Genomic DNA, 25,075 nt, shown 5'->3' on the forward strand with positions numbered 1-25,075 from the left:
CAGCATGTGTTGTTATATATAAACCATGAGCTGAAAGTTCTCAAATTCGCTTTCAGCTTACCAAGTATCATAGAAGATCTATGTTTACAGAGATTTTTTCACAGGCTCAAGACGGGCTGCTTTATCTAGAAGAGAGGGATATAATTCCTGACCGCCGAATGTTTGAAACGGCGTGCTGACAGCAGATTCTAATAGTCCCATGTCATGAATGCCTTTATCCATGACAAAGTTTTTTTCCATTTGTTTATGAAAAGCCAATACATCGTCTAGAATGATTGCGATTGTATCTTTTTCAGTACTCATTTGTTTTCCAAATCCTTATATGCTTGGTAATTCCGCTGCATCATCAGTTCAGATGCCTTGCGGATTTTTTCTTTAATTTCCTGGCTGGTCTGGCTAGTAAGTATTTTCTTTTCTTGTTTAGTTTGTTGTACATTCATCATAATGCTCCTCGTTTTACTGTACTTTCACTGATTTCGAATAGTTTATTAAATTCAGAACGCTCCATTGAAACCTTCTTTTAGCATATTATTTGAAACCTTCTTTTAGCATATTATAATGTCATATTACAATAAATTTGTACATAATGGAAGAGAATAATGAAGAAGATAACTTGCATATCATGGGTAATTAGCGGTTGACGTCGTGGTATCTTATAGATAAGAAACCTTGTGTATTATGCAAGAAAAAGAAGCGAGAATTTGGAAAAATGATGGTTGAAAGAGGAATATTCAAGAACAAAATGCTGACGCTGATGGCTGGTTCCATAGATTTTGTCATGGCGTTCCCCTAAGGGTATGGTATAATATCAAGTAATATAGGCCTAGTTGCGATAATGGTATGTGTACGGCGAAGGAACGGGGAGATGAGAGACATGAAAGCCTTATCGCTGCATCCGTATTATGCGACACTGATTGCTGCAGGCGAAAAGCATATTGAATATCGGTCATGGAGTACACCTTACAGAGGGCTGCTGTTAATTTGTGCTTCGCAATATAATGACGGGCCTCAATTTCCCAGAGGGTATGCCTTATGCATTGTCAATTTAGTACATATTACGGGCGGAAATCGAAAGTATGCGTGGCATTTTGATCCAGAGGTCGTGCCGATCGCTCCGTTTCCTGTAAAGGGAAAAATCCATTTATTTGACGTACCGGATGAGAAAATCACCGTGTTGTATGAAACGGGGACAGACCATTTTATTGATTTTGATACGGCCTATTCTCTTTGGATAGATGAGGGGATATGCCGCGATGTGGAATAAAAGCTGGAAGGATAGTTTATATGAAACTGACAGTGGAACAACGGGATAGATACGCCCGCAATATGGCTTTGGCCGGTATCGGCGAAGAAGGACAACGGAAATTATGGGAAAGCAAGGTATTGCTCATCGGCGCCGGCGGGCTGGGGTCGCCTATTGCCTTGTATTTGGCGGCGGCCGGTGTGGGGACGCTGGGGATTGTCGACGGCGACGTCGTCGATGTGTCTAATTTGCAGCGGCAGATTCTCCATTCAGAACAGGCTGTCGGCACGGAGAAAGCCTTGTCAGCGCAGCGGCGGCTGCAGGAGCTGAACGGCGGCGTGACAGTCGTGCCGTACTGCGAAGAGGCGACGCGGAGCAATATTGCCGACATTATCAACGATAAGGATTACGATTTCATCATCGACGGGACGGATAATTTCTCGGCTAAGTTCCTCATCAACGACGCCTGCGTCCTGCTGCAGAAGCCCTTTTCCCACGCCGGCGTCGTGGCGTATCACGGGCAGGTCCTAACCTACGTGCCGGGCCAGGGGCCGTGCTATCGCTGCATCTTCGAGGAAGAGCCGGCTCCCGGCGACGTGCCGACGGCGAAGGACGTCGGTATATTGGGCGCTGCGGCCGGCACGATCGGGACGATACAGGCGACGGAAGCGATTAAGTATATTACCGGCGTCGGCGAATTGCTGACGGGGACGCTCCTGACCTACGACGCCCTGACCATGACCTTCCGCAAGGTGCCTTTTCCGCAGAATCCAGACTGCGCCGTCTGCGGGGATCATCCGACGATTACGGCGCTGTAGCGGCTGATGTTGCGAAGAAAATTTCCTTTTCACAGGAGTGATAGGCGAAGACATGGAATTTCTGCCGTTGGCAGCCGTTGGGAAGGGAAGACGCAAGGGCTGCGCTGTTCTGGATTCTATTCTTGCGTCATCAGGTCAAATGTGCTATTCTATTAGGCAATGATTAGAGTACGCATCAAGGGAGATCGTGGCGATGAAAAAAATCGTATCTTGGCTTGCCGGCCTGGCGCTGACCGGGGCCGTCCTGGTAGCAGGCATAGGGTTGTTTTGGTTTTTCGGCTCGACAAATTATTTGCTGACCGGCGTTCCTGTCCTGAATTATCATCAGGTAAACGACAAGTTTCAAACGGTGCTGACGATGACGCCGGCAGATTTTGAAGAACAGATGAAGTACCTTCACGACCACGATTATCATGCGATTACGCAGGATCAATTCGCCGCCTATATGCGCGGCGAGGGCAGCCTGCCCGACCGTCCGGTCATGATTACCTTTGACGACGGGTATGTCGACAACTATGAGCATGCCTATCCTATCATGAAGAAATACGGCCTTACGGGGACGATTTTTCTCATCGTCGATTTGATGGAGACGCCGGGATATCTGACGTGGGCCCAGGTACAGGAAATGGGGCGGAACGGCATGGAATTCGGCTCCCATACGATGAGTCACAAGCCCTTGACCAGCTTTGACCGCCAGGGCGTGCGGACGGAGCTGCGGGAATCCAAGGCGGCCATAGAATCCCATTTGCAGAAGCCCTGCAAGTATATCGCCTTTCCCGAAGGGGAGTTTGACGACATGGTCATGGAAGAGACGCGGGCGGCCGGGTATGAGTACGGCTTTACTGTAGAAACGGGGCGGGATTTTCCCTGGGACGACCACTTCGATTTGGCCCGAGTTCCCTTTTTTGAAGGGCCCGACAGCTTCGGCCATTTCTATTTCCGCCTGAATTTCAGTACCTTGAGCTCGTGGCTGTGGCGCCTGCATAAAGGGCTGGAGGCCAGGGAAGCGACGAAGTCCTTGGCGGTCTTTGTTCCCGAGCCGTAGCAAAGGAGAGACGGGAAGACGATGACGGAAAAAGAGAAGATGCTCCGCCGGCTGCTGTATGACGCCAATTATGACGAAGAACTGCTGGCAGAACGGATGAGGGCAAAGGACTTATGCTATGCCTTTAATCAGCTGCGTCCGTCGGAAGCGGCGGAGCAGGAACGCATCCTGCGGTCCTTATTGGGAAAGGCTGGGGCTTCCTTTTCGATATTGCCGCCCTTTTGGTGCGACTACGGGTATAATATCGAAATTGGCGACCATTTTTTTGCCAACCACAACTGCGTGATCCTGGACGCCAATAAGGTCGTATTCGGCGATAATGTCTTTATCGCGCCGAACTGCGGCTTTTATACGGCCGGCCATCCCATCGACGCAGGGCTGCGGAATCAAGGGCTGGAATACGCCTATCCCATTACGGTAGGACACGACGTGTGGATCGGGGCAGGCGTGCAGGTCATGCCTGGCGTGACGATCGGCAGCAACGTCGTCATCGGCGGCGGCAGCGTCGTCGTTCACGATATTCCCGACAATGTCGTCGCTGTCGGCAATCCCTGCCGGCCTGTTCGTCCGATTACCGCGGCCGACGCCGCCTTGTACGGTGCAGGAGGCATCTGACAAATATATACGGAAATATAAAAACACCTGATATCGGTCTGTTAGGCCATGTCAGGTGTTTTTGCCTATTGCTGGAGGAATCTTTTTATAAATTTTAGAAATATTTAAAGAATGTAGAGTATAATATATAATGAAAACGTATCGATGAATGGGGAGGGATGGTCTTGCTGAAGATACGGGATATTTCGCTGCGGAAACGGATGATGCTGACGAATTTCCTCATGGTATTCATTCCCGTCGTGTGGCTGACGATTTTAGGGGGAGTCATCTTTGCCGGACTGCAGTTTACCGGCACGGTGCGGCAGAGCGAGCTGGCCCTGCTGTGGCCGGAAAAGGGATCGTCCATGTCGATTTCCTATGCCGTGAGCTCCCTGCGCATGAAGGTAGAGAGCGAAGAGTCGCTGAAGCTGGAAGACGTGTTTGAAGAATGCCTGATTTTGGAAAAGCACGGCATACAGACCGTCATCGTCGCCGACGGCCGCCTGCTGTATATCACTGACGGGGCTGATGAAGACGATATACGGTATTTGGTCCAGAAGCAGTGCGGAAACGCCGCCTCGGCCATGTCGTGGAATAACGAGGACTTTGCCTTTATTTATTCTTCGCCCCGCCGCGACACGGTCATATGGGCGGCCGGACAGATGCCCTTCGTCACGTCGTACGATGCCGACGACGCCTTGGAGGATGTGCTGGAAATCGTGCTGTTTGCCGTCCTCGTCCTTTCCATCATCGTCATCATCTGGCTGGGCCTGTATTTATCGCGCCTCCTGTCGCGGCAGATTATCGAGCCGCTGGCAGAGCTGCGGAAGGCTGCGGCGGAAATTCAGCAGGGCAATTTTGAGTATCCCCTTGTCGTGCCGGCGCAGGATGAGCTGGGCCAGACGTGCCGCGATTTTGACGACATGCGCAAGGAACTGCGGAAGGTGCGGGAGGAACGGCAGAAGTACGAGCAGAACCGCAAGGAATTGATCGCCGGCATTTCTCATGATTTGGCGACGCCTCTTACGCTGCTGAAGGGCTATGCCAGCGGCATTCGCGAGGGCATTGCCCGGACGCCGGAAAAGCAGCGCCAGTATATTGATAAAATTTATGACACGGCCTGCGCCATGGAGCGGCTCGTAGACAGCCTGTTCCTGTTTTCCAAGCTGGACCTGGGACGGATTCCCTTTTCGCTGGAAGTCGTGCCGATATACCGGTATTTTGAAGACGTCATCGGCGAGACGGCTATGACGCTGGCCGAACAGGGCGTGACGCTGACGCTCCGGGGACATCAGAGCACGGCGGCCGTGGCCATAGACAGGAACCAATTCCGGCGGGTCGTGGAAAACCTGCTGACGAACTGCGTAAAATATAAGACGACGCCCCAGGCCGACGTAGACATCGTCATTGCCGAGGAAGGTGAGTCCGTCGTCGTTTCCTTTGTCGACCACGGCGTCGGCGTGCCTGCTGAAAGCTTGCCGAAATTGTTCGACAGCTTTTACCGCACCGACGCGGCCCGTACGGACGTAAAGAAGGGCAGCGGCCTGGGACTAGCGATTGCCAAGCAGATTATCGAATCGCTGCACGGCTCGATTTGGGCAGAGGAAACGAAAGGCGGCGGCCTGACGATTTCCATGCGCCTGCCCATTGCAAAGGAGGAGTAACATGAAGCGCATTTTGATCATTGAAGACAATAAGGAAATTACGGAATTAGAGCGGGATTACCTGGAAGCGAACGATTTTGAAGTCGATATTGCCGAAGACGGCGTGACCGGCTTGGAAAAAGCGTTGGCTGATGAATATAATTTAATTTTATTGGATATCATGCTGCCGCGCATGGACGGCTTTCAGGTCTGCCGGGAAATACGGGCGCAGAAGGACGTGCCCATTCTCATGGTGTCGGCCAAGCGGGAAGATATCGACAAGATCCGGGGCCTGGGGCTGGGAGCTGACGATTACATCAGCAAGCCCTTCAGCCCCAGCGAACTGGTAGCCCGGGTCAAGGCCCATATTAGCCGTTATGAACGGCTGACGAGCCGCGCCGGCGCCGCGCCGAAGGACGAAGACGTCCTCAAGGTCGGCGAGCTGGAAATCCATTTAAAAAAGCACCGCGTCTTTTCCCAGGGCAAGGAAGCCTTTTTGACCAACAGGGAATTCGAGCTGCTGGCTTTTTTAGCTAAGCATCCGGGCATCGTGTTCAGCCGCGAGCGGATTTTTGACCGGGTTTGGGGGCTGGATGCGGCCGGCGATACGGCGACGGTCATGGTTCATATCAACCGCATCCGTGAAAAGATAGAGCCTGATCCGACGCAGCCCATCTACATTGAAACCGTATGGGGCGCAGGCTACCGCTTTGCCGAAGGATAAGAGCTACTGCACGGGCTTTTTGACATACGACGTGCTGCCTGTTTCTTCAATGAGGCCGTACAGCTGCAGCTTCAGCAACAGGGGACTCAGTTGGGACGGCGGTAGCTTCGTTTTGACGACCAGCTCGTCCTGGGACATGGGCTGGTCGCAGGACAGGGCTTCCAATACAGCTTCTTCCAACAGCGTGAGGGCAAATGGCAGGGCGCTTTGTTCCCCTTCTTCTGCGTACCAGCCATACTCGGACAGGATGTCTTCAATACCCGTCAGGGCGATGGCTCCCTTGCGCAGGAGGGCGTTCGTCCCCTTGCTCATTTCTGAATAAATGCTGCCGGGGACGGCGAAGACGTCCCGCCCTTCTTCGAGGGCAAAATCAGCCGTAATGAGGGAGCCGCTGCGCAAGGCCGCCTCGGTCACGACGACGCAGCGGCACAGGCCGGCGATGATGCGGTTGCGGGCCGGGAAATTCATCGCCAAAGGGCGGACTCCGAAGGCGTATTCGCTGACGACGGAGCCGCCTTTTTCTATGATATCCGCAAATAAGGCCTTGTTCTCCGGCGGATAGGCCATGTCCAGGCCGTTGGCGACGACGGCGCAGGTAATCCCTTTGCCGGCTAAGGCCCCTAGATGGGCTTTGGTATCAATGCCGCGAGCCCCGCCGCTGACGACAGCGATGCCGCTGCGGGCCATTTGTTCCGCCAGGGTCTGGGCGGCGTTCCTGCCGTACGGCGTGGCCTTGCGGGCGCCGACGATGGCGGCGGCTTTGGGAAACTGCGGCAGCGCTCCCTGATAGTACAGTATAGGCGGCGGATTATACGTTTCGCGGAGAAGCTGGGGATAGTCGTCTTCCCACAAGGCGATGAGCTTCGTATGATATCGGGACAGCAGGCGGAGCTGCTCGTCCCAGTCGTAGCGGGACCGAGCTTCCGTCAGCGCCGTACCGACGGTTTCCGGTATGCCCGCGTCTTGCCAGTCGGCGGCCGAAGCGTCCCAGGCGGCTGCGGCAGAGCCGAACCGGCCGATCAGGGCTCCGATGCGGCGGGAGCCCAGCCCGGGCAGGGAGGCGAGGGCTGCCGTATAGAGCCGTTCCTTTTCTATGTCCTGTATTGTCATGGCGTCACACCCTTTGTAATGTATTGCGGTAGCTCACTGCTTCGGCAACGTGTTCACTTCGTATGTGTTCGTCCCCGTTTAAGTCGGCAATCGTCCGGGCTGCTTTGACGATGCGGTCGCAGCTGCGGGCGCTCAGCTTCATCGTGTCGAACACGGTCTGCAGCAGGTCCTGGGCGCTGCTTGATAGACGGCACGTTTCTTTGATTTCCCGATGGCCCATGTGGGCGTTGCAGGACAGGCCGTACGATTGGAGCCGCCGTTCCTGCCTTTCTCGGGCGGCCAGGACGCGGCTGCGGATCGCTTCGGACGACTCCTGAGGTATCGTAGTAATCAATTCCTGGTATTTGGGGCGGTCTACGGCGACGTGCAGGTCGATGCGGTCCAGGAGAGGGCCCGATATTTTGCGGACGTATCGGCGGATTTCGCCGGTCGTGCAGGTACAGGAATTCGACTCGGAGCTGCCGAAAAAGCCGCAGGGACAGGGATTCATGGCGGCGATGAGGATGAAGCGGGCCGGATAGGACAGGGAGGCATTGACCCGGGAAATGTGGACGACGAAATCCTCCAAGGGCTGACGCAGCACTTCCAATACGGAACGGGGAAACTCGGGCAGCTCGTCGAGAAACAGGACGCCGTTGTGGCTTAGGGTCACTTCGCCGGGCTTGGGAATCGTGCCGCCGCCGATGAGTCCTGCCGTGGAAATCGTGTGGTGAGGACTGCGGAAGGGCCGCTGTGCCAGCATTTTCGACTGCTGAAACAGGCCAGCTACGCTGTATATCTTCGTCACCTCCAGCGATTCGCGCAGGCTCATGGGCGGCAGAATTGTAGGAATCCTCTTGGCCAGCATGGTCTTGCCGGAACCGGGCGGGCCGATGAGCAGGACGTTGTGGCCGCCGGCCGCGGCGATTTCCAGGGCCCGCTTGGCCGTAAACTGTCCTTGGACCTCTGAAAAATCGACGCGGTAATCCGGCCGGTCTGTAAACACGTCTCCGGCCACGGCCGGAGAGAGGCGGACAAGGCCCAGCAAATGGGAAATAATGTCCGACAAGGACTCGACGGCATAGACCGTCATGGCGCGGCACAGCAGCGCTTCGGCGGCGTTTTTCTTGCTGACGAAGCAGGTGTGAAAGCCTTCTTCAGCGCCCTGCAGCACCATGGACAGGATGCCTGCGACGGGGCGGATCGTCCCGTCTAAGGCCAATTCGCCGATGAACAAGGTCTGGCGGCACAGCTCGGCCGGAATTTGGCCGCTCGACACCATGATGCCGGCGGCGATGGCCGCGTCGAGGCCGGCGCTGTCTTTTTTCAAATCGGCCGGCGCTAAATTAACCGTAATGCGCCGCATGGGAAATTCATAGCCGCTGTTCTTGATAGCCGAGCGGACCCGCTCCTTCGATTCTTTGACGGACGTCGCCGCCAGTCCTACGATTTCAAAAGCCGGAAGGCCGTTGGAAATGTCCGTCTCGACCGTTATGATATTGCCGTGAAGCCCGAATACGGTGGCTCCGTACGTACGTGAAAACATGGGCGTCTCCTATGCCTGGCTCAAAAAGGCGTGGCGTATATGATGAAGGTGAAATCCCTGCGGCGAAGGGATGACTTCGACGACGTCGAAGCGGCAGGGCATGTGCCAGCAATGGTGCCGCGTCATATAGGACAGGGCGACAAGGGACAGTTTTCTCTGCTTGCGGTTTTCTACGGCTTCGGCCGGCCTGCCGCACTGCTGCGACCGGCGCGTTTTTACTTCGACGAAGACGAGGGTGTCGCCGTCTTGGGCGATAATGTCTATTTCTCCCAGGCGATTGCGATAATTTTGGCTGAGGACTGCGTAGCCCAGCGTATGGCGGAGGTACTTGACGGCGGCTTCTTCGCCGGCCTTTCCCAACGAGGCGTCTGACATGATATCCACTCCTTTGACGAGGTATCTATCGGCAGTATACGAAAGGAACATTAGAACAAATGGAGAATTACATGAAAATTAGATGAAAAAAACGCAAAAATCAGGTTAGTTCATTAAATTTTCATTAAAATTCAGGCCGATGGATGAGGCCGCTTTGCTGTAAAAAAGGGGAAAGCAAAGATTAACACTATTTTTTTGCTTTCTTAAGCGATTGTTTAGATTTATTGTCTATACTGTATATGTAATCAGCAATGCATATAATTCGGTATACTACGATAGATATATGAGGAGGAACATGACATGGAACAAAAGGGATATACGAACTGGCTGAAACGGATATTTACGCCGCGCCGTCTGAAACTCGGCGCAGTCTTAGTGGTTGTCTGCGCCATGGTTGCAGGCGGCGGCGCATGGTATTACCACCAGCAGAAGATGGAACGGAAGGCGCAGATCCAGCAGGCCCAGACGCGCATGGTAGAATATCAGGCGGCGCAGCGCAACGTGCAGCTCATCGGCGTCGAGGACATCAAGGCGATCGCCGCCCAGGCTGTCGGCAAGGATGTGGCAGAATTGCGGTTCCGGGAAATTTCCCTGGAAAATAAATGGGACGACGGCAACTATCGGAACGCGCGCCGCGACCGCCAGCCGCGCGACGTAAGACCGGCTGCAGCAGCTCCTGCCCAAGGAAACGGACAGGGACAGGCTGCGCAGGCGACGCCGGGACAGCACGACGGCTGGACGAGACAGGAGGAGTTTTTCCTGCCTATCTATGAAATCGAGTGCAACGGCGACGGCTTAGGCTATGAATTGGAAATCAACGCCATTACGGGCGAAGTCTTGGAAAGCGAAGTCGAATCCTATTCTATTTTCGACGAACTGTAATAGAAACAAAAAAATCTATCCCTGCGGCATCATGTCCGCGGCGATAGATTTTTTTTGCCGCCGAATAGGCATGATAAAATCCCTGGTTACACTAGGGGTAGACATATACTCCTTATAGAAAAAGAAAGAACCTCCTATGATACAATGGAAAGGGTCTGGCAACCACATCCCCGTATAGAATAGGAGGTTCCTGTCAATGAATGACGTAAAAAGGTTATCACTCCGCAAGGGGAGATGTAAATATCATATTGTATTTGCGCCTAAATATAGGCGGCAGGAAATCTATGGACGAATCCAAGCAGATATTGGGAAAATACTGCGGCAGCTATGCGAGAGAAAATGGGTAAAGGGGATTTGCGCATAGGGATAGAAAGGATTGAAGAAACGAGTGTATTTTGATAGACGTATAAAAATCACTTATTTTATATAATTTTGAATTACAAGTACAAAATTATTGATACCTTAGCAGTCTTTGGCTTATAATCTGTATAAAATAATGTGTATGTCTGTTTTGACGAATCGAGCCGGATATTTGGCGAAGCTTGTTCAGTATGAGGACATAGATTTAGTCAAAATGGTATCATGATCTTACGGGTTGCTTTTATGAATTTACATAAGGGATGGTATATATGGAACATCATCTGAAAAAGGCCCTCGTCATCGGGGCAACGGGGGCTGTCGGTCGGGATTTGGTAGATATCTTATTGAAAGATGAGCGGTATAGCTCTGTAGCGACGTTTGCACGGAGGGACCTTGGCATTCGACATGAAAAATTGACGTCTTATATCGTCGACTTTGCCTATCCGGAGCAGTGGCGGGAATTCATGCAGGGCGACGTGTTGTTTTCTGCGCTGGGGACGTCGCGGAAGCAGGCCGGCTCTAAGGAAGGGCAGTACCGCGTCGACTATGAATATCAACTGACCGCAGCCCGGACAGCGAAAGAGCAGGGTGTGCGTCACCTGGTACTCGTGTCTTCCGTCGGCGCTGACTGCCATTCTAAGTTCTTTTATCTGCGGCTAAAGGGAGAGATAGAAAGAGCTGCAGAAGCGCTGGGATTCGATGGACTTACTATCATTCAGCCGCCGTCCTTGATACGCAAAACGGCCAAGGGGCTAGGCGAAACGGTGTCTGTCAAAGCGCTGCAAATAGCCAATGCCTTCGGCCTGCTTCGAGGACTTGCGCCGATAGAGACCCGTGTCGTAGCGGAATGTATGGCCCATGCCGGGGCAGAGTCTTTCCGAGGTGTTCGCCGTATAACGGGACAGAATATCCGCGTTTCTATGGATTGAAAGTGTTTTGAAATCGGGCAACGCAGCTAAAGACATTACGAGCAGGAGGGATGACGATGCCTGTTTATATTACAAATCGCATGTACTTGCCTCGGGACGGCGTAGAACGGGTGTTGGAGTATATCGGCGGAGCGGAGCCCCTTGATTTTAACGCCGTTCAGCCCATGCCCCGGGATTTGACGGGACAGGAAGGGCGGGACTGGCGTTCGGCCTTCTGGGGGACAGAGGAAAATGCAGTCCATGCGGAGCGGATGGGGAATATCCTGACCTTTCAGACTGCCGATACGCCGCCGTTGGGCTGGCTGAAAGAGGTATCCAAGCAGTTTCCGCAATATGAGTTTACGTTGGATTGGTTTTACGACGATTTGCCGGAGTGGTATCAGTGCGTCGTGCGCGGCGGCACGGTGCAGTATATCAACGGCGTGTAAGGAAGGAAACTATAGAGAAAATACAAAAGCGCAGGCTGATACATACTCAGCTTGCGCTTGTTTTTGTCGTGTATTACAGTTTTTCTTTCGGCTGTTCCGTCGAGGTATCGTCGGGCTGATCGTGCGGCGAAGACTCCATCGTATAGGCCGGTTCCTGGGATTTTGCTTTTCGCAGGGCTTTTTCTTCTTCCGTTTCGTTCTTCAACCGCTCTTCTTCCAGCCGTCGCTGTACGGCAGGAGGAACGTACTCTGCTTGGCCTTCCCAGGGTTCTGCCGGATTCGGGCCGTAGAGATTTTTTCCTGGCGTTCCCTTGGCGATGAATAAGTAGGCGTACAGAAAGAGGGAAAAGACACCGGCAAAGGCGCAGCAGACGTTGATGAGCACGTACTGCCAGGATTTGTTCAGGTCATGCCAGCGGCGGACGGCGATGGAGAGGGAAATGATCGTCGTCGGAATGGCCAGGATGACGGCGACGATGAGGCAGATGCCGCCGGTCATCGTCCCAAGGGTAGCGCTGGCCGTGTGCAGCAGATAGGAAATGGCGCCGGCCAGTACCCAGGTGAGGATCGTCAGGTAGATATAATGCCGCCGGCTGAGGCGGCCGTGAAAGGTAAATAACTTCGTTTTTAAGGATTGCTCTTCCCAGGGCATATATTCGGGTGTTGTCGACATAGTATCAAGCTCCTATTCCAATCATTCTTTATAACGCTATAGTATATATTACCACATCGGGCCTCATATGAAAATCGAGAGGATGCGGAAACATTTTACTTCTTTATATTCCCGCCGTTGTGACAGGGACGAAACGGTTTTGTTACAGTTCTGTTTCTGAGCGGAACCGCTTCTGTTACAAATGTATGATATATAATAAATAATTAATATATATACTTATTGAGGAATTTTGATAACAGCTGAAAAAGACTGAATAACAATATATTAATGGGATGAAGATTGTAATTTTTTTCTTGTAACAGAATTGGGATAATGCATATTTATGATATGTTGAAAACGTGACAAGTGCGCCGGATACTGCTATACTGTAGTCAATCCCAAAGGGGAGAAACGAAAAGACAAGGACAGGAAGGATGATTTATATGAAGAAAAAATTATTTGCAGTGCTCTCAGCGTTGACAGTTTGTGTATCCGGCGCTGCGTTTGCAGCTCCGCAGACCACCTTCCAGGAAGGAGCTGTACAGGTAGATGTAGGCGCATGGAATCCGAAATCTGATATTGGCGATTTCAGTTCCGACTCGAACTGGAACTTCCAGGGCGGCATTACATACGGCTTGACTGACGACGTGGCCATCCAGTACCAGTACGCAGGGTTAAAGACCGATGTCAACGGATATGACGCTACGACAGGCAATCAGCAGGAAGTCAACCTCTTGTATTCCCTCAACGACAACGTAGCGGCTTATGCCGGCTACAACCGCATTGAAAACGAATGGGATCATCACGGCAGCACGACGAATAATGTCCTGCAAGTCGGCCTCATCGGCAAAGCGCCGCTGGCGGACAACCTCGACCTCTATGGCAAGGTCGGCGTAGGCACGAAGAACACGACGACATGGGAAGCGGGCCTTTCCTACGGCGTCACGCCGGACCTGGACATCAACGCCGGCTACCGTTACGTCGATACGGAAGGACGGCATGGCAACGACCCCAGTGTCACCTATAAGGGTTTTGTTACGGGGATTTCCTACCGTTTCGGCGGCTTCTAATAGGATATGTTTCTATACGGCAGCATAATAAGAACCTGCTCCCGCATATGCGAGGGCAGGTTTTTTCTATGGCTTTGGGCCGAGATTGACGAGGCGGTATCTCGTAATGTCTTTTTCCAGCCGGACATAGGTGTATTTGTTTAAAATCCAGTCGTCTTCCCACGGTTCGCCGTTGTCCGATTTCCAGTAATCGTCCCGCGTTTGGACGGAATAGGTGACGCGGAACCGCTTTTCCTCCGGGTCTTCAGGATTTTCTTCGGGGATGACGAAAATGTTTTTATAATCGAAAATCTTCCCTTCTACGAGAAGGCGTTTGCTTTTATGAAAGGCCAGTTCCTGCTCGACGATGCGGTAGACGATCGTAGAGTCGTTTAGGCCGCCGGCTTCTATCATATTCAAGGTGTCGGGATACAATTCGTGAGGCGGTATCGTTTCATAATGCACGACGCCGCAGAGGCAGACGATAACCAGTATGAGAATGCTTTTACGGGTAATGGCAAAGGGGAGTTTCATGAGCTTCTCCTTTATAATTTGATAGGTAAAGATTACAGCCCCGTTCCGACAGCGACGAGGCGGTACGTGCTGCCGTCTTTGACCAGGCGATATATCATCGATTTGCCGCGAATCCAATGGTCTTCGCCGATACGGCCGTTCCCGGCGGTCCAGGCAGGGGATTGCCAATAGTTTTTGACGGAATAGACGACGCTGTATAAGGGCTCCTGGGGCTTCGTTGCGTCTGTCGTGGGGATGATGCGGACGATTTCATAATCGAATATGCGGTCGGGATACAGCAGGCCCATGCGTGTGTAATACGTCAGTTGCTGCTCCATGATGCGGCGGACGATGTCTTCGTCAGATACGGAAGCATCGGCCACGACGAGCGTATCCGGATACGGATAGGGGATAGGCGTCAGCAGCACGTAAAAAAGAAGTATTCCCATACACAGGCGCAGTATGCCATTCCATGTTTTCCAGATCATGATCAGCTCATCTTCTTTATCATAAGGCGTACGAGAAGGAACCTATTGCTATTCTGTGCTATAATTTATGCTATAATAAATACAGTATATTGTAAAGACTTAAATGGATACTAAAGGATGTGTTGCTATGAAACTGAGCGGACGGCTTGCCGCCGCGGCGTCTTTAATTCCTAATCATAAGGTCATTGCCGATATCGGCACCGATCATGGATATATTCCCGTCTACATGTGCCAGGAAGGGCGTTGTCCCAAGGCCATTGCTGCCGACATCGTGCCGGGGCCGCTGCAGGCTGCAGTCACCCATGTCCGGCAGTTGGGGTTAGCCGACCGCATCGACTGCCGCTTAGGCGACGGACTGACGTGCATCCAGCCCGGCGAAGCCGACGGGGCGGTCATCTGCGGCATGGGCGGCCCGCTGATCGTCAGCATACTGCAGGCGTCGCCCGTCGTATGGCAGGAAATGGAGTTCCTCGTCCTGCAGCCCCAGAGCGACAGCGGCGCAGTCCGGCAGTACCTATACGAAGCGGGCTGGCATATAGAAGCCGAAGAGATGCTCGTCGAAGACGGGCGGCTGTACGAGATGATGCGGGCCGTGCCGGGCAGGGAAGCAGTACCCGAACCATGGCTCTGTGATATAGGCCCGGTCAACTGGCGGCGGAAGCATCCCCTGCTGGTACGCAAAATAGAGTCGCTTATCGGCAAAAAAGAACACATCCGTGCCGGATGGACGAAGAGCCGCAGCGATATGTCGGTGCAGATTCAGGCGCTGGATGAGGAAATCAGGCATTGGAGGGAAATCATATGGCAGTTACAGTCGGAGAGATAGTAAAGGTATTGACGGAATGGGCTCCGGTATCGCTGAAGGAGTCCTGGGATAATCCAGGGCTGCTCGTAGGCAGTCCGGACGAGCCAGTACAGAAGATCATGGTCACGCTGGACGTCATGAGGGACAGCGTCGACTATGCCGTAGCGCACGGCGTCAATCTCATCGTCAGCCACCATCCCATCATTTTCAGCGGCATCAAGGCCCTGCGCAGCGATACGTACGACGGAGACATGTATCAGAAGCTGCTGGCCCATCATATTTCCGTGTACAGCGCGCACACTAACCTGGACAGCGCCGACGGCGGGGTGAACGACGTGCTGGCCCGGCGGCTGGGACTGCGGGAGGTCACGGGCCTCGTACCGGGAGTGAAGGAAACGCTGTACAAGGTGGCCGTCTATGTACCCGAAAGCCACAGCGAAGCCGTCCGGCAGGCCATGGCGGCAGCCGGCGCGGGATATACGGGAAATTACAGCGACTGCTCCTTTACGGTGAAGGGCGACGGGCGGTTTAAGCCTCGGGCCGGCGCCAATCCCTTTATCGGCTCTATCGGCACGGTGGAAACGGTACGGGAAGAACGGATTGAGACGATCGTGCCGCAGCCGAAGCTGCCGGCGCTGCTGGCGGCGGTCTTGCAAGTCCATCCCTATGAGGAACCGGCGTACGACGTATATCCCCTGGCCAATGAAGGCCATCAATATGCTATGGGACGAGTCGGGCTCTGGCCGACGCCGGAACCGGCGGGCATCGTCCTGCAGAAGATAAAGCGGGCGCTGAAGCGCGACGTCCTGCCCTTTGCCGGCGATGCCGATACGATGGTTACGAAGGTGGCCCTTCTCGGCGGCGCTGGGGCCGGATTTATGAAGCTGGCCAAGGAAGCGGGGGCGCAGCTCTATCTGACCGGCGATATCCGCTACCACGACGCTCAGGAAGCGGTGAAGTTAGGCATCGTCGCTGCCGACGGCGGCCATTTCGGCACGGAATACCCCGTCGTCAGCGATTTGCAGGAACGGCTGCGGGCGGCCGGACGGGAAAGAAAATGGGCTATCGAATGTATCAGCGACCCGACGAGCCGCGATATGTTCCACTATATAAAGTAAACGAGGCGATAGGACATGACAAAAGAAGAACATATACGACAACTGATGAGCGACCCTATCTACGCGATTATGGGCAACGCCGAGTTATCCCTGGGACGGAGCAATATCGACGCGGCGCGGCAGCTCATAGAGGCCGGCGTTACGATTATCCAGTACCGGGAAAAGCATAAGACATGGCGGGAAAAATACGCCGAAGCGACGGCTATTGCCAAATTATGCCATGACCATAAGGTGACGTTCATCATGAACGACTCCGTCGATTTGGCGATTGCCTGCGGCGCCGACGGCATTCACGTCGGCCAGGACGACGCACCGGCGACGGTCGTGCGTCAGCTGGCTGGCCCCGACGTGGTGATCGGCGTGTCGACGAATACGATTGACGAAATGAAGCAGGCCCTGGCCGACGGGGCCGACTATGTCGGCTTTGGCCCCATGTTCCCGACGGCGTCGAAAAAGGACGCCCACGAAGTCGTGTCGGACGAAGCAAAGCAGTTTGCCCTGCATTTTTCCCTGCCTGTCGTGACCATCGGCGGCATCAGCCTGGAGAATATCGGCTCATTATATAAGGAAGGCTTCCGTTCCTTTGCCATGATATCGGCTATTGTCGGAAAAGAAGACATGACGGCGGCCGTGCAGGAGCTGCGTAATGTTTTGAAGGCGTAATTGCATATTGACTTCTGCGCTGAATTAATGTAAGATTTCTAAATGACGAGTATGAAAGACAATCGCTAGTGCTTGCATTAGAGGAAAGTCCGAGCTCCGCAGGGCAAGATGCCGGATAACGTCCGGCGAAGGTGACTTTAGGGATAGTGCCACAGAAATGTGTACCGCCGCGCAAGCGGTAAGGGTGGAACGGTGCGGTAAGAGCGCACCAGCAGTAAGGTAACTTACTGGCTAGGTAAACCCCATCTGGAGCAAGACCGAATAGGGGAGGGATGAAGCGGCCCGCTGATCTTCCGGGTTGTGTCGCTTGAACATGCCAGCAATGGTATGTCTAGATAGATGATTGTCGCTGCCATCGGCAGAACAAAACTCGGCTTACTGATTACTCGTCTCATAGGCTATAGGAGGCTCTCTGTTGCGGCAGAGAGCCTTTTTTTGCTTTACAATTTTATGACGACATGATATTATTCAATTATATGGTCAAAAAATTATACTCCATGACGCATACATTTTAATAAAGCGAGGGATTTGAGTTGGCTTTAATCGTAAAGAAGTTTGGCGGAAGTTCTGTTGCGACGCCGGACAAAATGCGCGCTATTGTACAGCGTGTCTTGAAGGGCAAACAAGAGGGGGACAAAATCGTCATCGTCGTGTCGGCTATGGGGGATACGACAGACGAATTGGTTTCGTTGGCAAAACAGATAACGTCAAAAGCATACGGACGTGAAATGGATATGCTCCTTTCGACGGGCGAACAGGTATCGATTGCCTTGATGGCTATGGCGTTCCAGGAAGCCGGCCAGAAGGCGATTTCCTTTACGGGCGCCCAGGCAGGCATCAAGACGAGCGACGCCTTTAATAAGGGCCGTATTTTGGATTTAGAACCGAACCGCATTATGGAAGCGCTGGACGAAGGCGACGTCGTCGTCGTCGCAGGGTTCCAGGGCATTACGGGCCACGGCGATATTACGACCTTGGGCCGCGGCGGCTCGGATACGACGGCTGTCGCCATTGCCGGCGCGATCAACGCCGACGTGTGCGAAATTTATACGGACGTAGACGGCGTATATACATCGGACCCCCGCGTCGTTTCCGATGCGAAGAAGATGAAGGAAATCACGTATGGCGAAATGCTGGAAATGGCTAAGCTCGGCGCCGGCGTCATGCAGCCCCGGGCCGTTGAAATGGGAAGCCGCTTCAGCGTTCCCATCCACGTACGCTCTACGTTTTCGGAAGATGAAGGCACTATGATTCAGGAGGTTTGCTCAATGGAAATTAAACAGTATTTGATTCGCGGCGTCGCTTCGGATAAAAATGTAGCTAAGATTACGGTATTAGGCATTCCCAATCAGCCGGGATACGCTTACAAGATTTTCTCGACGCTGGCCGACCATCATGTCGACGTCGATATGATCGTGCAGAGCGTCCGCGTCGCTAAGGAAGGCGTTACGGATATTACCTTTACGATTGCCCGCACGGAATTGCCGGCTGCGAAGGATATTCTGAACCACCTGCGCGAAGAAATGCCTGTCGAAGATATCCTCGTCGACGACAAGATGGCCAAGGTTTCCATCGTCGGCGCCGGCATGGCTGGTCATCCGGGCATTGCTGCCGGCATGTTCGGCGTATTGGGGGACAACCATATCAACATCGAAATCATTTCCACGTCTGAAATCAGCATTACCTGCCTGATTGGCGAAGAAAGCGTCGATACGGCCGTCAAGGCGATCCACGCCCATTTCTTTGACGAACACTGAGGTGGATAATGTCTGTATTGGATAGTTTTGTAGATGAAATGCTGCAGCCAGAGGTTCCGAAGCGGGTGCTCATCGACCGCATGATACGGGGGCTGATGATAGAAAAGCCGCCTCAATTTAAAGTGCCGGCGCCGAAGTATACCTTTGAGTCGAACCTGCACGGCCTGATTTACGATTATCAGAAGCAGCAGGTGACGTTGTCTTATAAGGTTGCAAGCTCCGTGTATGACGACATGGAAATGTCCTTCGCGACGTTCCGGGCGCTGCTGGAAGGCCTGGCCGTTTGTATCCGAATGCAGAAATGGTAAACATACTATGCCGCAGTTCCTGTTGGGGGGATTGCGGCATTTTTTTGGAGGTGTATGATGAGGTGCGGAATCGATATCGTGCAGATTAGCCGCATAGAGGACATGGCCTGCCGCCACGAACGATCCCTGGGAAAATTTTTTACGGAAGCCGAGCTGGCGTACTGCCGCCGGCGGCAGCAACAGCAGTATGCTTCGCTGGCCGGCATATTTGCGGCAAAGGAGGCTCTTTTTAAGGCCTTGGGCACAGGGTTCCGGCAGGGAAAATGGACGGACGTGGAAGTCAGCCATACGGAGCTGGGAGCGCCTGTATTTATTCTGCACGGCTGGTATAAGGAAGCGGCTGCGGCGATATGCCCGACGGCGCCGGCATTGTCCGTCAGCCACGACGGGGATTACGCTGTCGCTCAGGTCGTCATGGAAGGATACATACATAAGGAGGAAGAATGATGCAGAAGTTGAACACGGCGGCGCAGATGCGCCAGATGGATTATACGGCCATGCACGGCAAGTACGGCATTCAGCCGGCCGTATTGATGGAAAATGCCGGCCATGCCGTTGCGGAACGGGCCGACGAATATATTCACGGCTGGGCCGGCAAGGACGTAGTCGTCGTCTGCGGGAAGGGCAATAACGGCGGCGACGGCTTCGTCATCGCCCGCCATATCGCAGCGGCCGGAGCCCGGGCTTACGTATACGTCCTGGGACAGGCCGAAGAGTACAGCGACGAGTCGCAGCAGCATTTAAGCACGCTGCAGGCTATGGAAGACGATGAATCGTGCCTGCTGACCTATTTCGGCGGTACGGAACGGGAATGGCGCGTACTGCGGCAGCGGCTGCAGAGCTGTCAGGTCGTCGTCGACGCTATGCTGGGAACGGGATTTCACGGCAATCTCAGAGAGCCTGTTTCGTCTATCGTCGGCCTGATTAATGAAATCGCCGCGGCCGGCGCGCTGACGGTTATTGCCGTCGACGTGCCGACTGGCGTCAATTCTGATACGGGAGCTGTCAGCGGCAGTGATGAAGAAGAAAACGGGCCCTTGTTTGCTGATATGACCGTTACCTTCGGCGCATTGAAGCGGGGGCTGGTCTTATATCCCGGCCGTACCTGCGCCGGCCATGTAGAGCTGGACGCTATCGGCATGCCGGCGCCGCTGCTGGTGCAGCCTGAAGACGAGCCGGCTTATTTGCTGCAGGAGTCGGATATTGCCGAAGTCCTCGTGCCGCGCAGCCCTGACAGCCACAAGGGAAGCCACGGCACAATCGGCATCGTGACGGGATGCAGCGACATGGCCGGCGCGGCCCTGATGGCGGCGCACGGCGCAGTGCGCAGCGGCGCCGGCAAGGTATTCCTGCGCGTGCCGGCGCAGACGGCGCCGTACTGCATCGGCCGGCAGCCGGAAATCATGGTTCGCGGCGTAGGCCAGGGCGAATACTTTACGGAGGCAGACGCGGCGTCTGTCCTGGATGAATGCGCCGCCTGGTCGGTCATCGCGATGGGTCCCGGTATGGGAAGACATGAGGAAACGAAGGCCTTTGTCAAGGCGATATTAGCTCATGGAGAATGCCCGGTCGTATTGGATGCCGACGCCTTGAATTTGCTGGCAGGAGAAAAAGACTTCGTCTCTTCCTTGACCCGGCAGGTCATTATGACGCCCCACCTGGCTGAATTCAGCCGTCTCAGCGGCCTGTCGGTCGCCGAAATTCAGGCAGACCCCTTTATGGCGGCTGTGCAGTTCGTCAGGGAATGGCATGTCAATTTAGTGTTAAAAGGCGCGCCGACACTTGTCGTATCGGCTAAGACCGGCAACGTATACGTCAATCCGACAGGCAATGCCGGCATGGCCTGCGGCGGCATGGGCGACATCCTGACGGGCATGATCGCCGCTGTATCGGCCAGGGAAAGCCGCCCTGATATTTGCAGCGCCGCCTGCGCCGGTGTGTATCTCCATGGAGCAGCCGGCGACGCCTGCCGTCAGACCGGCTCGTACGGTTTTACGCCGATGGAAGTGGCCGACGCCGTGCCCAGCGTGATTCGGCGCATGGAAGAAGAAATGGCAGTGCCGCTGCTGCAGGCGCCGATGATCTTGGATTAAGATGAAAGGGCGCGCGGCAGCGCTGCGGACGGCTCTTGCCGGTTGTTGTCTTATCCTGTTGGCGGCGTGCCTTCTCTTTGCGGCAGGCTGCGGGCGGGGAGCGGGCGCAGAGGCGGAGCAGCTGCAAGTCCATTTCCTCGACGTCGGCCAGGCCGACGCGGCCTTGCTGCAGTACAAGGGACAACATATGCTCGTCGATACGGGCGACGCAGACGGCCGACCGGCTTTGGTACAGAAGCTCAAGGAAAAGGGCGTTCAGACGCTGGACGTCGTGCTGATAAGCCATCCGCACGGCGACCATATGGGCGGCATGGCCGCCTTGTTCGACCAGTTTCATATCAAACAAATATACGACAACGGGCAAGAGTCCCGCACGGCAATGTACAAGAATTACGTCAAGAACATCGCGCGTAAGAAGATTTCCTATAAAGCCTTAAACAGGGGAGACAAGATTGTTTTTGCCGGCGACGTCGTGTGCCATGTCCTGTGGCCGCCGGCAGAAGGGGCGGCAGCGATGGCTGTATCGGAAAGCGGCCGGACCAATAACCAGTCTGTCGTCTGCAAGGTATCCTTCGGCAGCTTTTCCATCTTGTTTACGGGAGACGCGCAGCGGGAAGCAGAGGAACAGCTTCTCCGCCAGGGCCGGCGAAACGACCTGAAGGCGACGGTGCTCAAGGCCGGCCATCATGGCAGCAGGACCTCTTCCAGCCCGGCGTTTCTCGAGGCTGTGAGGCCGGAAGCCGCCGTCATTTCCTGCGGCGCCGGCAATTCCTATGGATTTCCCCATGCCGCCGTTCTGACAGCGCTCAAAAAGCAAAGGGCAGACGTATACCGGACGGACCGGGACGGCACGATATCCGTCGTCAGCGACGGCCAGGGATATACCGTAACAAAGGAGCGATAATATGAAGACGCTTATCGGCAGCGTCGACCGCGTTACCGGGACGACGGCCTATATCATACTGAACGACGATGAGCATGTCCTGCAGATTCCGGCAGAACTGCTGCCGGACGGCGCAGCAGAGGGCATGGCCTATACGATCACCATCGAGCGCAACGGCGCGGAAGAACGGCGGCTGCGCGATGAAATCGCGGCGCTGCGGAAGGCCTTGAAGGATTAGCGAAAATACGAATAGGAATTTTGCCACAAAAAGATATTATCCGGCAGCGACATGTGATATAATAAACAGGTCAATTTTTTCAAAGGAGAGATATACGTGATGAAGAAACTTTTTATACTTCCGCTCCTGATGCTCCTGTGCCTGATTCCCATGCTGCCGGCGCAGGCTGCTTCTAAGGCGGAAATCACCAGCGTCCGCACGGCGACCCGCAACGACGCCAATGTTCCTTTTGTACGAACCGTATTGGAATTGGACAGCAAGGTCACGCCGCGCCTCTTTATTGACGAGGACGGGAAATATGTCACCGTGACGCTGCCGAACGCCAAGATTGCTAAAAACGTAGAAAAGAAGTACAATGCGGACCGCAACGTCGTGTCCCGCATCAGCTTATCTCAGCGTTCGTCCGGCACGGATGTCAACATCAAGGTCCCCCGGGCCGTGACCAAGAGCGACGTCAACGTCTTTACCCTGCCGGGAACGGACAAGGCTAAAAAGGAATGCCGCGTCGTCATCGACGTCAACGACAAATCGGGCAAGGTCAAGCAGTGGATGCACTGGAACGACGCTAAGATCGGCATTGACAATACGTCCCTCAGCTCGACCTACTCCGTCAAGGTGCCGTCGTACAGCAGCAGCCGTTCGTACAAGCTGACCAAGGGCTTAAAGGATAAGGTCATCTGCATCGATCCGGGCCACGGCGGTACCGATGTCGGCGCAATCGGCAAGATCTCTCAGGAAAAGAATATCACCCTGGCGATTTCCAAGAAGATCGCCGATTTGCTGAACGATGCCGGCGCGAAGGTCATCATGACCCGCACGACAGACGTCGACGTATATGCCCCGTATGATGCCGCAGCAGAAGAACTGCAGGCCCGCTGCAATATCGCCAATGCGGCAAAGGCCGACGCCTTCGTATCGGTTCACATCGACTCCTTTTCTTCGGCCGACGCCCGCGGCGTGACGGCGTATTACAACAGCAAGACGCCTCATGATTACAGCCTGGCCAAGTACATCCACAACCAGAACATGCAGGCGACGGAATTCCCCGACAGAGGCACGCGGACGGCTAATTTCTACGTGCTGCTCCACACCAATATGCCGGCCGTCCTTTTGGAATTGGGCTTCATTTCCAACCCGACGGAAGAACGGGCCCTCAATTCGGAAAAGCAGCAGCAGAATTTTGCCGAAAGCATCGTCAAAGGGCTGGCCGATTATTTTAACCATAACGGCAGATAAAGCGGTCTGAAAGAAATAGCTGTAAATCTTGAAAATTTCTATTGACAGTTTACCGGCTGTCATGTATACTAGAAAAGTCGTAGCATAAGTGGCTAGGATAAGCCGCATGGAGAGGCTCGTAAGTCCCTGCAAAGGGCGCCGTATTCAGCGAGTATATGTATGAGGAGGTGTCACTCATGTACGCTATTATTAAAACGGGCGGAAAACAGTATCGCGTTCAGGAAGGCGACAGCATTTTTGTCGAAAAACTGGCTGCTGATGTTGATTCCGAAGTAGTATTCGACCAGGTTTTGGCAGTCGTAAACGACGGAGACGTTAAAGTAGGCGCTCCCGTAGTTGAAGGCGCTAAAGTTACTGCGAAAGTATTGGAACAGGGCAAACAGAAGAAAATCCGTATTTTCAAATACAAAGCTAAATCCAACTACCGTCGCCGTATGGGTCATCGTCAGCCTTACACAAAGGTTACGATTGAAAAAATCGAAGGCTAATGATTACGATTACATTGCAGCGTGATAAGGAGAAGCGCATTACGGGGTTCGATATATCCGGTCATGCCGGGTACGGCGAAGCTGGAAGCGATATCGTATGCGCGGCCGTATCGGCACTGGCACAGTCGGCATTATTGGGTCTGCTTGACTACGATGCTCAGCACGTGCAGTACGACGTAGGAGAAGGCTCTTTATCCGTTCATGTGATGAAAGACGGCGTCGTGCCGCAGGCTATCCTGCGCGCGATGGAATTAGGCTTAACAGAAATAAGCAAGCAATACAGCGAGTATGTAATACTCCATTCATAGACGTCAGGAGGTGGACGGGATGTTCAATTTTAATTTGCAGCTGTTCGCTCACAAAAAAGGTACCGGCTCCACGCGTAACGGTCGTGACAGCGAATCCAAACGCCTTGGCGTAAAATGCCATGACGGCGTTCTCGTAAAAGCCGGCAACATTATCGTTCGTCAGCGCGGCACGCATTTCCATCCGGGCACTAACGTAGGTATCGGTAAAGACGATACGTTATTTGCTACGGCTGCCGGCAAAGTCGCTTTCGAACGCTCCGGCAAGTACAACCGTAAGGTAAGCGTATACCCGGTTGAAGCTGAAGCTTAAGTATGAGTATAAAAAATCCTGCAGCATGGCTGCGGGATTTTTTTGTATTCTGAACCTGTTATGATACGCAGTAATTGAATGATCAGGAGGAACAGTATGCGCATATATGTAAATGGAGAAGAACGGAATCTGCATGTGTACGACAAAATTGCCGGCGTAGATTACGCCAAAAACGTCATCTGTGCCCAGGACCGTCTGGATACGGACGACTTCGGCGCGTTTACGATGACTGAGGAAGAATTTGAATACTGGCGCAAGCTTCTCGTCACCTTGCAGGATTCGGAAGATATCCGCTTTGCCATTAAGGATCTGGTCGATGAAGAAGAATTAAGCGACTATGTTTACGAAGAAACGAAATACGTCACCCAGACGCAGCAAATTATTGAAGTAGAAAACCTGAGCCTTAAAGAGCTGCAGAAGGCCCTGACGGAAAAGAATACGGCTTGGCTGAAGGAAAACGGTTTCGTCAAGACCTTGGAAAAATAAATAT

At 53.7% G+C, this 25,075-nt stretch carries 32 protein-coding genes, 1 other RNA gene and 1 pseudogene; 26 read left to right on the forward strand and 8 right to left on the reverse strand.

The window, feature by feature from the left end:
* Nucleotides 1-84: 84 nt before the first annotated feature.
* Nucleotides 85-303 carry a hypothetical protein gene (locus B5F80_RS08830; protein ID WP_204246380.1) on the reverse strand — a complete coding sequence of 73 codons (219 nt, stop codon included), beginning with the start codon at nt 301-303 and terminating at the stop codon, nt 85-87.
* Nucleotides 300-443, reverse strand: coding sequence for a hypothetical protein (locus B5F80_RS11375; RefSeq protein WP_162860319.1), 144 nt, complete (start codon nt 441-443; stop codon nt 300-302). The genes B5F80_RS08830 and B5F80_RS11375 overlap by 4 nt, the downstream gene beginning before the upstream one ends.
* A gap of 431 nt (nt 444-874) precedes the next feature.
* Here B5F80_RS11375 and B5F80_RS08835 point away from each other — a divergent pair, with 431 nt between their 5' ends.
* From B5F80_RS08835 to B5F80_RS08860, 6 genes are all read left to right on the forward strand, one after another.
* Nucleotides 875-1,264, forward strand: coding sequence for an ASCH domain-containing protein (locus B5F80_RS08835; protein WP_087478466.1), 390 nt, complete (start codon nt 875-877; stop codon nt 1,262-1,264).
* 20 nt (nt 1,265-1,284) lie between these two features.
* Nucleotides 1,285-2,061: a HesA/MoeB/ThiF family protein gene (locus tag B5F80_RS08840; RefSeq protein WP_087478467.1), complete on the forward strand. Its 777-nt coding sequence runs from the start codon at nt 1,285-1,287 to the stop codon at nt 2,059-2,061.
* A gap of 193 nt (nt 2,062-2,254) precedes the next feature.
* The gene (locus tag B5F80_RS08845) at nt 2,255-3,106 is read left to right on the forward strand and encodes a polysaccharide deacetylase family protein (protein WP_087478468.1); all 852 of its coding nucleotides are present in this window, start codon (nt 2,255-2,257) and stop codon (nt 3,104-3,106) included.
* A 21-nt stretch (nt 3,107-3,127) separates the two neighbouring features.
* Nucleotides 3,128-3,721 (forward strand): sugar O-acetyltransferase, encoded by a 594-nt coding sequence (locus tag B5F80_RS08850; RefSeq protein WP_087478469.1) that lies wholly within the window; start codon nt 3,128-3,130, stop codon nt 3,719-3,721.
* Nucleotides 3,722-3,879: 158 nt separating this feature from the next.
* Nucleotides 3,880-5,364: a HAMP domain-containing sensor histidine kinase gene (locus tag B5F80_RS08855; protein WP_239386339.1), complete on the forward strand. Its 1,485-nt coding sequence runs from the start codon at nt 3,880-3,882 to the stop codon at nt 5,362-5,364.
* A gap of 1 nt (nt 5,365) precedes the next feature.
* Complete coding sequence (locus B5F80_RS08860; protein ID WP_087478470.1) at nt 5,366-6,067, forward strand: response regulator transcription factor; 702 nt, start codon at nt 5,366-5,368, stop codon at nt 6,065-6,067.
* Between the two features lie 3 nt (nt 6,068-6,070).
* Here the strand turns inward: B5F80_RS08860 and dprA are convergent, their stop codons facing one another.
* From dprA to B5F80_RS08875, 3 genes are read right to left on the reverse strand one after another with little or no spacing between them, the layout of a single operon-like run.
* Entirely contained in the window at nt 6,071-7,177 is a 1,107-nt protein-coding gene (gene dprA / locus B5F80_RS08865) for a DNA-processing protein DprA (RefSeq protein WP_206081609.1), read from the reverse strand.
* A gap of 4 nt (nt 7,178-7,181) precedes the next feature.
* On the reverse strand, nt 7,182-8,702 hold the full coding sequence (locus B5F80_RS08870) for a YifB family Mg chelatase-like AAA ATPase (protein WP_087478471.1): 1,521 nt from the start codon (nt 8,700-8,702) through the stop codon (nt 7,182-7,184).
* Between the two features lie 9 nt (nt 8,703-8,711).
* Nucleotides 8,712-9,077 carry a YraN family protein gene (locus B5F80_RS08875; protein ID WP_087478472.1) on the reverse strand — a complete coding sequence of 122 codons (366 nt, stop codon included), beginning with the start codon at nt 9,075-9,077 and terminating at the stop codon, nt 8,712-8,714.
* A 300-nt stretch (nt 9,078-9,377) separates the two neighbouring features.
* Here B5F80_RS08875 and B5F80_RS08880 point away from each other — a divergent pair, with 300 nt between their 5' ends.
* From B5F80_RS08880 to B5F80_RS08895, 4 genes and pseudogenes are all read left to right on the forward strand, one after another.
* Complete coding sequence (locus tag B5F80_RS08880) at nt 9,378-9,959, forward strand: PepSY domain-containing protein (RefSeq protein ID WP_087478473.1); 582 nt, start codon at nt 9,378-9,380, stop codon at nt 9,957-9,959.
* Between the two features lie 196 nt (nt 9,960-10,155).
* A pseudogene (locus B5F80_RS08885) lies at nt 10,156-10,308 on the forward strand (transposase); the annotation flags it as partial.
* 280 nt (nt 10,309-10,588) lie between these two features.
* Nucleotides 10,589-11,248, forward strand: coding sequence for an NAD(P)H-binding protein (locus B5F80_RS08890; RefSeq protein WP_087478474.1), 660 nt, complete (start codon nt 10,589-10,591; stop codon nt 11,246-11,248).
* A gap of 56 nt (nt 11,249-11,304) precedes the next feature.
* Complete coding sequence (locus tag B5F80_RS08895) at nt 11,305-11,676, forward strand: hypothetical protein (RefSeq protein WP_087478475.1); 372 nt, start codon at nt 11,305-11,307, stop codon at nt 11,674-11,676.
* A gap of 73 nt (nt 11,677-11,749) precedes the next feature.
* On the opposite strand, the gene B5F80_RS08900 is transcribed toward B5F80_RS08895, so the two are convergent.
* Nucleotides 11,750-12,349, reverse strand: coding sequence for a DUF805 domain-containing protein (locus B5F80_RS08900; protein ID WP_087478476.1), 600 nt, complete (start codon nt 12,347-12,349; stop codon nt 11,750-11,752).
* 422 nt (nt 12,350-12,771) lie between these two features.
* On the opposite strand from B5F80_RS08900, the gene B5F80_RS08905 reads away from it, so the two are divergent.
* On the forward strand, nt 12,772-13,398 hold the full coding sequence (locus tag B5F80_RS08905; RefSeq protein ID WP_087478477.1) for an outer membrane beta-barrel protein: 627 nt from the start codon (nt 12,772-12,774) through the stop codon (nt 13,396-13,398).
* A gap of 66 nt (nt 13,399-13,464) precedes the next feature.
* Here the strand turns inward: B5F80_RS08905 and B5F80_RS08910 are convergent, their stop codons facing one another.
* Nucleotides 13,465-13,911, reverse strand: coding sequence for a hypothetical protein (locus B5F80_RS08910; RefSeq protein ID WP_087478478.1), 447 nt, complete (start codon nt 13,909-13,911; stop codon nt 13,465-13,467).
* Between the two features lie 32 nt (nt 13,912-13,943).
* Complete coding sequence (locus tag B5F80_RS08915; RefSeq protein WP_087478479.1) at nt 13,944-14,378, reverse strand: hypothetical protein; 435 nt, start codon at nt 14,376-14,378, stop codon at nt 13,944-13,946.
* A 127-nt stretch (nt 14,379-14,505) separates the two neighbouring features.
* On the opposite strand from B5F80_RS08915, the gene B5F80_RS08920 reads away from it, so the two are divergent.
* From B5F80_RS08920 to B5F80_RS08990, 15 genes are all read left to right on the forward strand, one after another.
* Nucleotides 14,506-15,204, forward strand: a complete 699-nt coding sequence (locus tag B5F80_RS08920; RefSeq protein ID WP_087478480.1) for a class I SAM-dependent methyltransferase — start codon at nt 14,506-14,508, stop codon at nt 15,202-15,204.
* The gene (locus B5F80_RS08925; RefSeq protein ID WP_087478481.1) at nt 15,180-16,301 is read left to right on the forward strand and encodes a Nif3-like dinuclear metal center hexameric protein; all 1,122 of its coding nucleotides are present in this window, start codon (nt 15,180-15,182) and stop codon (nt 16,299-16,301) included. The genes B5F80_RS08920 and B5F80_RS08925 overlap by 25 nt, the downstream gene beginning before the upstream one ends.
* Before the next feature lie 15 nt (nt 16,302-16,316).
* Nucleotides 16,317-16,964, forward strand: coding sequence for a thiamine phosphate synthase (thiE, locus tag B5F80_RS08930; protein WP_087478482.1), 648 nt, complete (start codon nt 16,317-16,319; stop codon nt 16,962-16,964).
* 46 nt (nt 16,965-17,010) lie between these two features.
* Nucleotides 17,011-17,357: RNase P RNA component class A (rnpB, locus tag B5F80_RS08935), an RNA gene on the forward strand.
* Nucleotides 17,358-17,497: 140 nt separating this feature from the next.
* Nucleotides 17,498-18,721 (forward strand): aspartate kinase, encoded by a 1,224-nt coding sequence (locus B5F80_RS08940; RefSeq protein WP_087478483.1) that lies wholly within the window; start codon nt 17,498-17,500, stop codon nt 18,719-18,721.
* Nucleotides 18,722-18,729: 8 nt separating this feature from the next.
* On the forward strand, nt 18,730-19,029 hold the full coding sequence (locus B5F80_RS08945) for a hypothetical protein (RefSeq protein ID WP_087478484.1): 300 nt from the start codon (nt 18,730-18,732) through the stop codon (nt 19,027-19,029).
* A gap of 54 nt (nt 19,030-19,083) precedes the next feature.
* On the forward strand, nt 19,084-19,476 hold the full coding sequence (gene acpS / locus B5F80_RS08950; protein WP_343224285.1) for a holo-ACP synthase: 393 nt from the start codon (nt 19,084-19,086) through the stop codon (nt 19,474-19,476).
* Entirely contained in the window at nt 19,473-21,122 is a 1,650-nt protein-coding gene (locus B5F80_RS08955) for an NAD(P)H-hydrate dehydratase (RefSeq protein ID WP_239386340.1), read from the forward strand. The genes acpS and B5F80_RS08955 overlap by 4 nt, the downstream gene beginning before the upstream one ends.
* Nucleotide 21,123: 1 nt before the next feature.
* The gene (locus tag B5F80_RS08960; protein WP_087478487.1) at nt 21,124-22,026 is read left to right on the forward strand and encodes a ComEC/Rec2 family competence protein; all 903 of its coding nucleotides are present in this window, start codon (nt 21,124-21,126) and stop codon (nt 22,024-22,026) included.
* 1 nt (nt 22,027) lies between these two features.
* Nucleotides 22,028-22,243, forward strand: coding sequence for a DUF3006 domain-containing protein (locus B5F80_RS08965; RefSeq protein ID WP_087478488.1), 216 nt, complete (start codon nt 22,028-22,030; stop codon nt 22,241-22,243).
* A gap of 99 nt (nt 22,244-22,342) precedes the next feature.
* Complete coding sequence (locus tag B5F80_RS08970; protein ID WP_087478489.1) at nt 22,343-23,479, forward strand: N-acetylmuramoyl-L-alanine amidase; 1,137 nt, start codon at nt 22,343-22,345, stop codon at nt 23,477-23,479.
* A 176-nt stretch (nt 23,480-23,655) separates the two neighbouring features.
* Nucleotides 23,656-23,967: a 50S ribosomal protein L21 gene (rplU, locus tag B5F80_RS08975; protein WP_087478490.1), complete on the forward strand. Its 312-nt coding sequence runs from the start codon at nt 23,656-23,658 to the stop codon at nt 23,965-23,967.
* A complete protein-coding gene (locus B5F80_RS08980; protein ID WP_087478491.1) occupies nt 23,967-24,275 on the forward strand; it encodes a ribosomal-processing cysteine protease Prp in 309 nt (102 codons plus the stop codon). The genes rplU and B5F80_RS08980 overlap by 1 nt, the downstream gene beginning before the upstream one ends.
* Nucleotides 24,276-24,294: 19 nt before the next feature.
* Nucleotides 24,295-24,585: a 50S ribosomal protein L27 gene (gene rpmA, locus B5F80_RS08985; protein WP_087478492.1), complete on the forward strand. Its 291-nt coding sequence runs from the start codon at nt 24,295-24,297 to the stop codon at nt 24,583-24,585.
* A 96-nt stretch (nt 24,586-24,681) separates the two neighbouring features.
* A complete protein-coding gene (locus B5F80_RS08990) occupies nt 24,682-25,071 on the forward strand; it encodes a hypothetical protein (protein ID WP_087478493.1) in 390 nt (129 codons plus the stop codon).
* Nucleotides 25,072-25,075: the final 4 nt, after the last annotated feature.

This window comes from Megasphaera sp. An286 (assembly GCF_002163455.1).
GTDB lineage: Bacteria > Bacillota > Negativicutes > Veillonellales > Megasphaeraceae > Megasphaera > Megasphaera stantonii.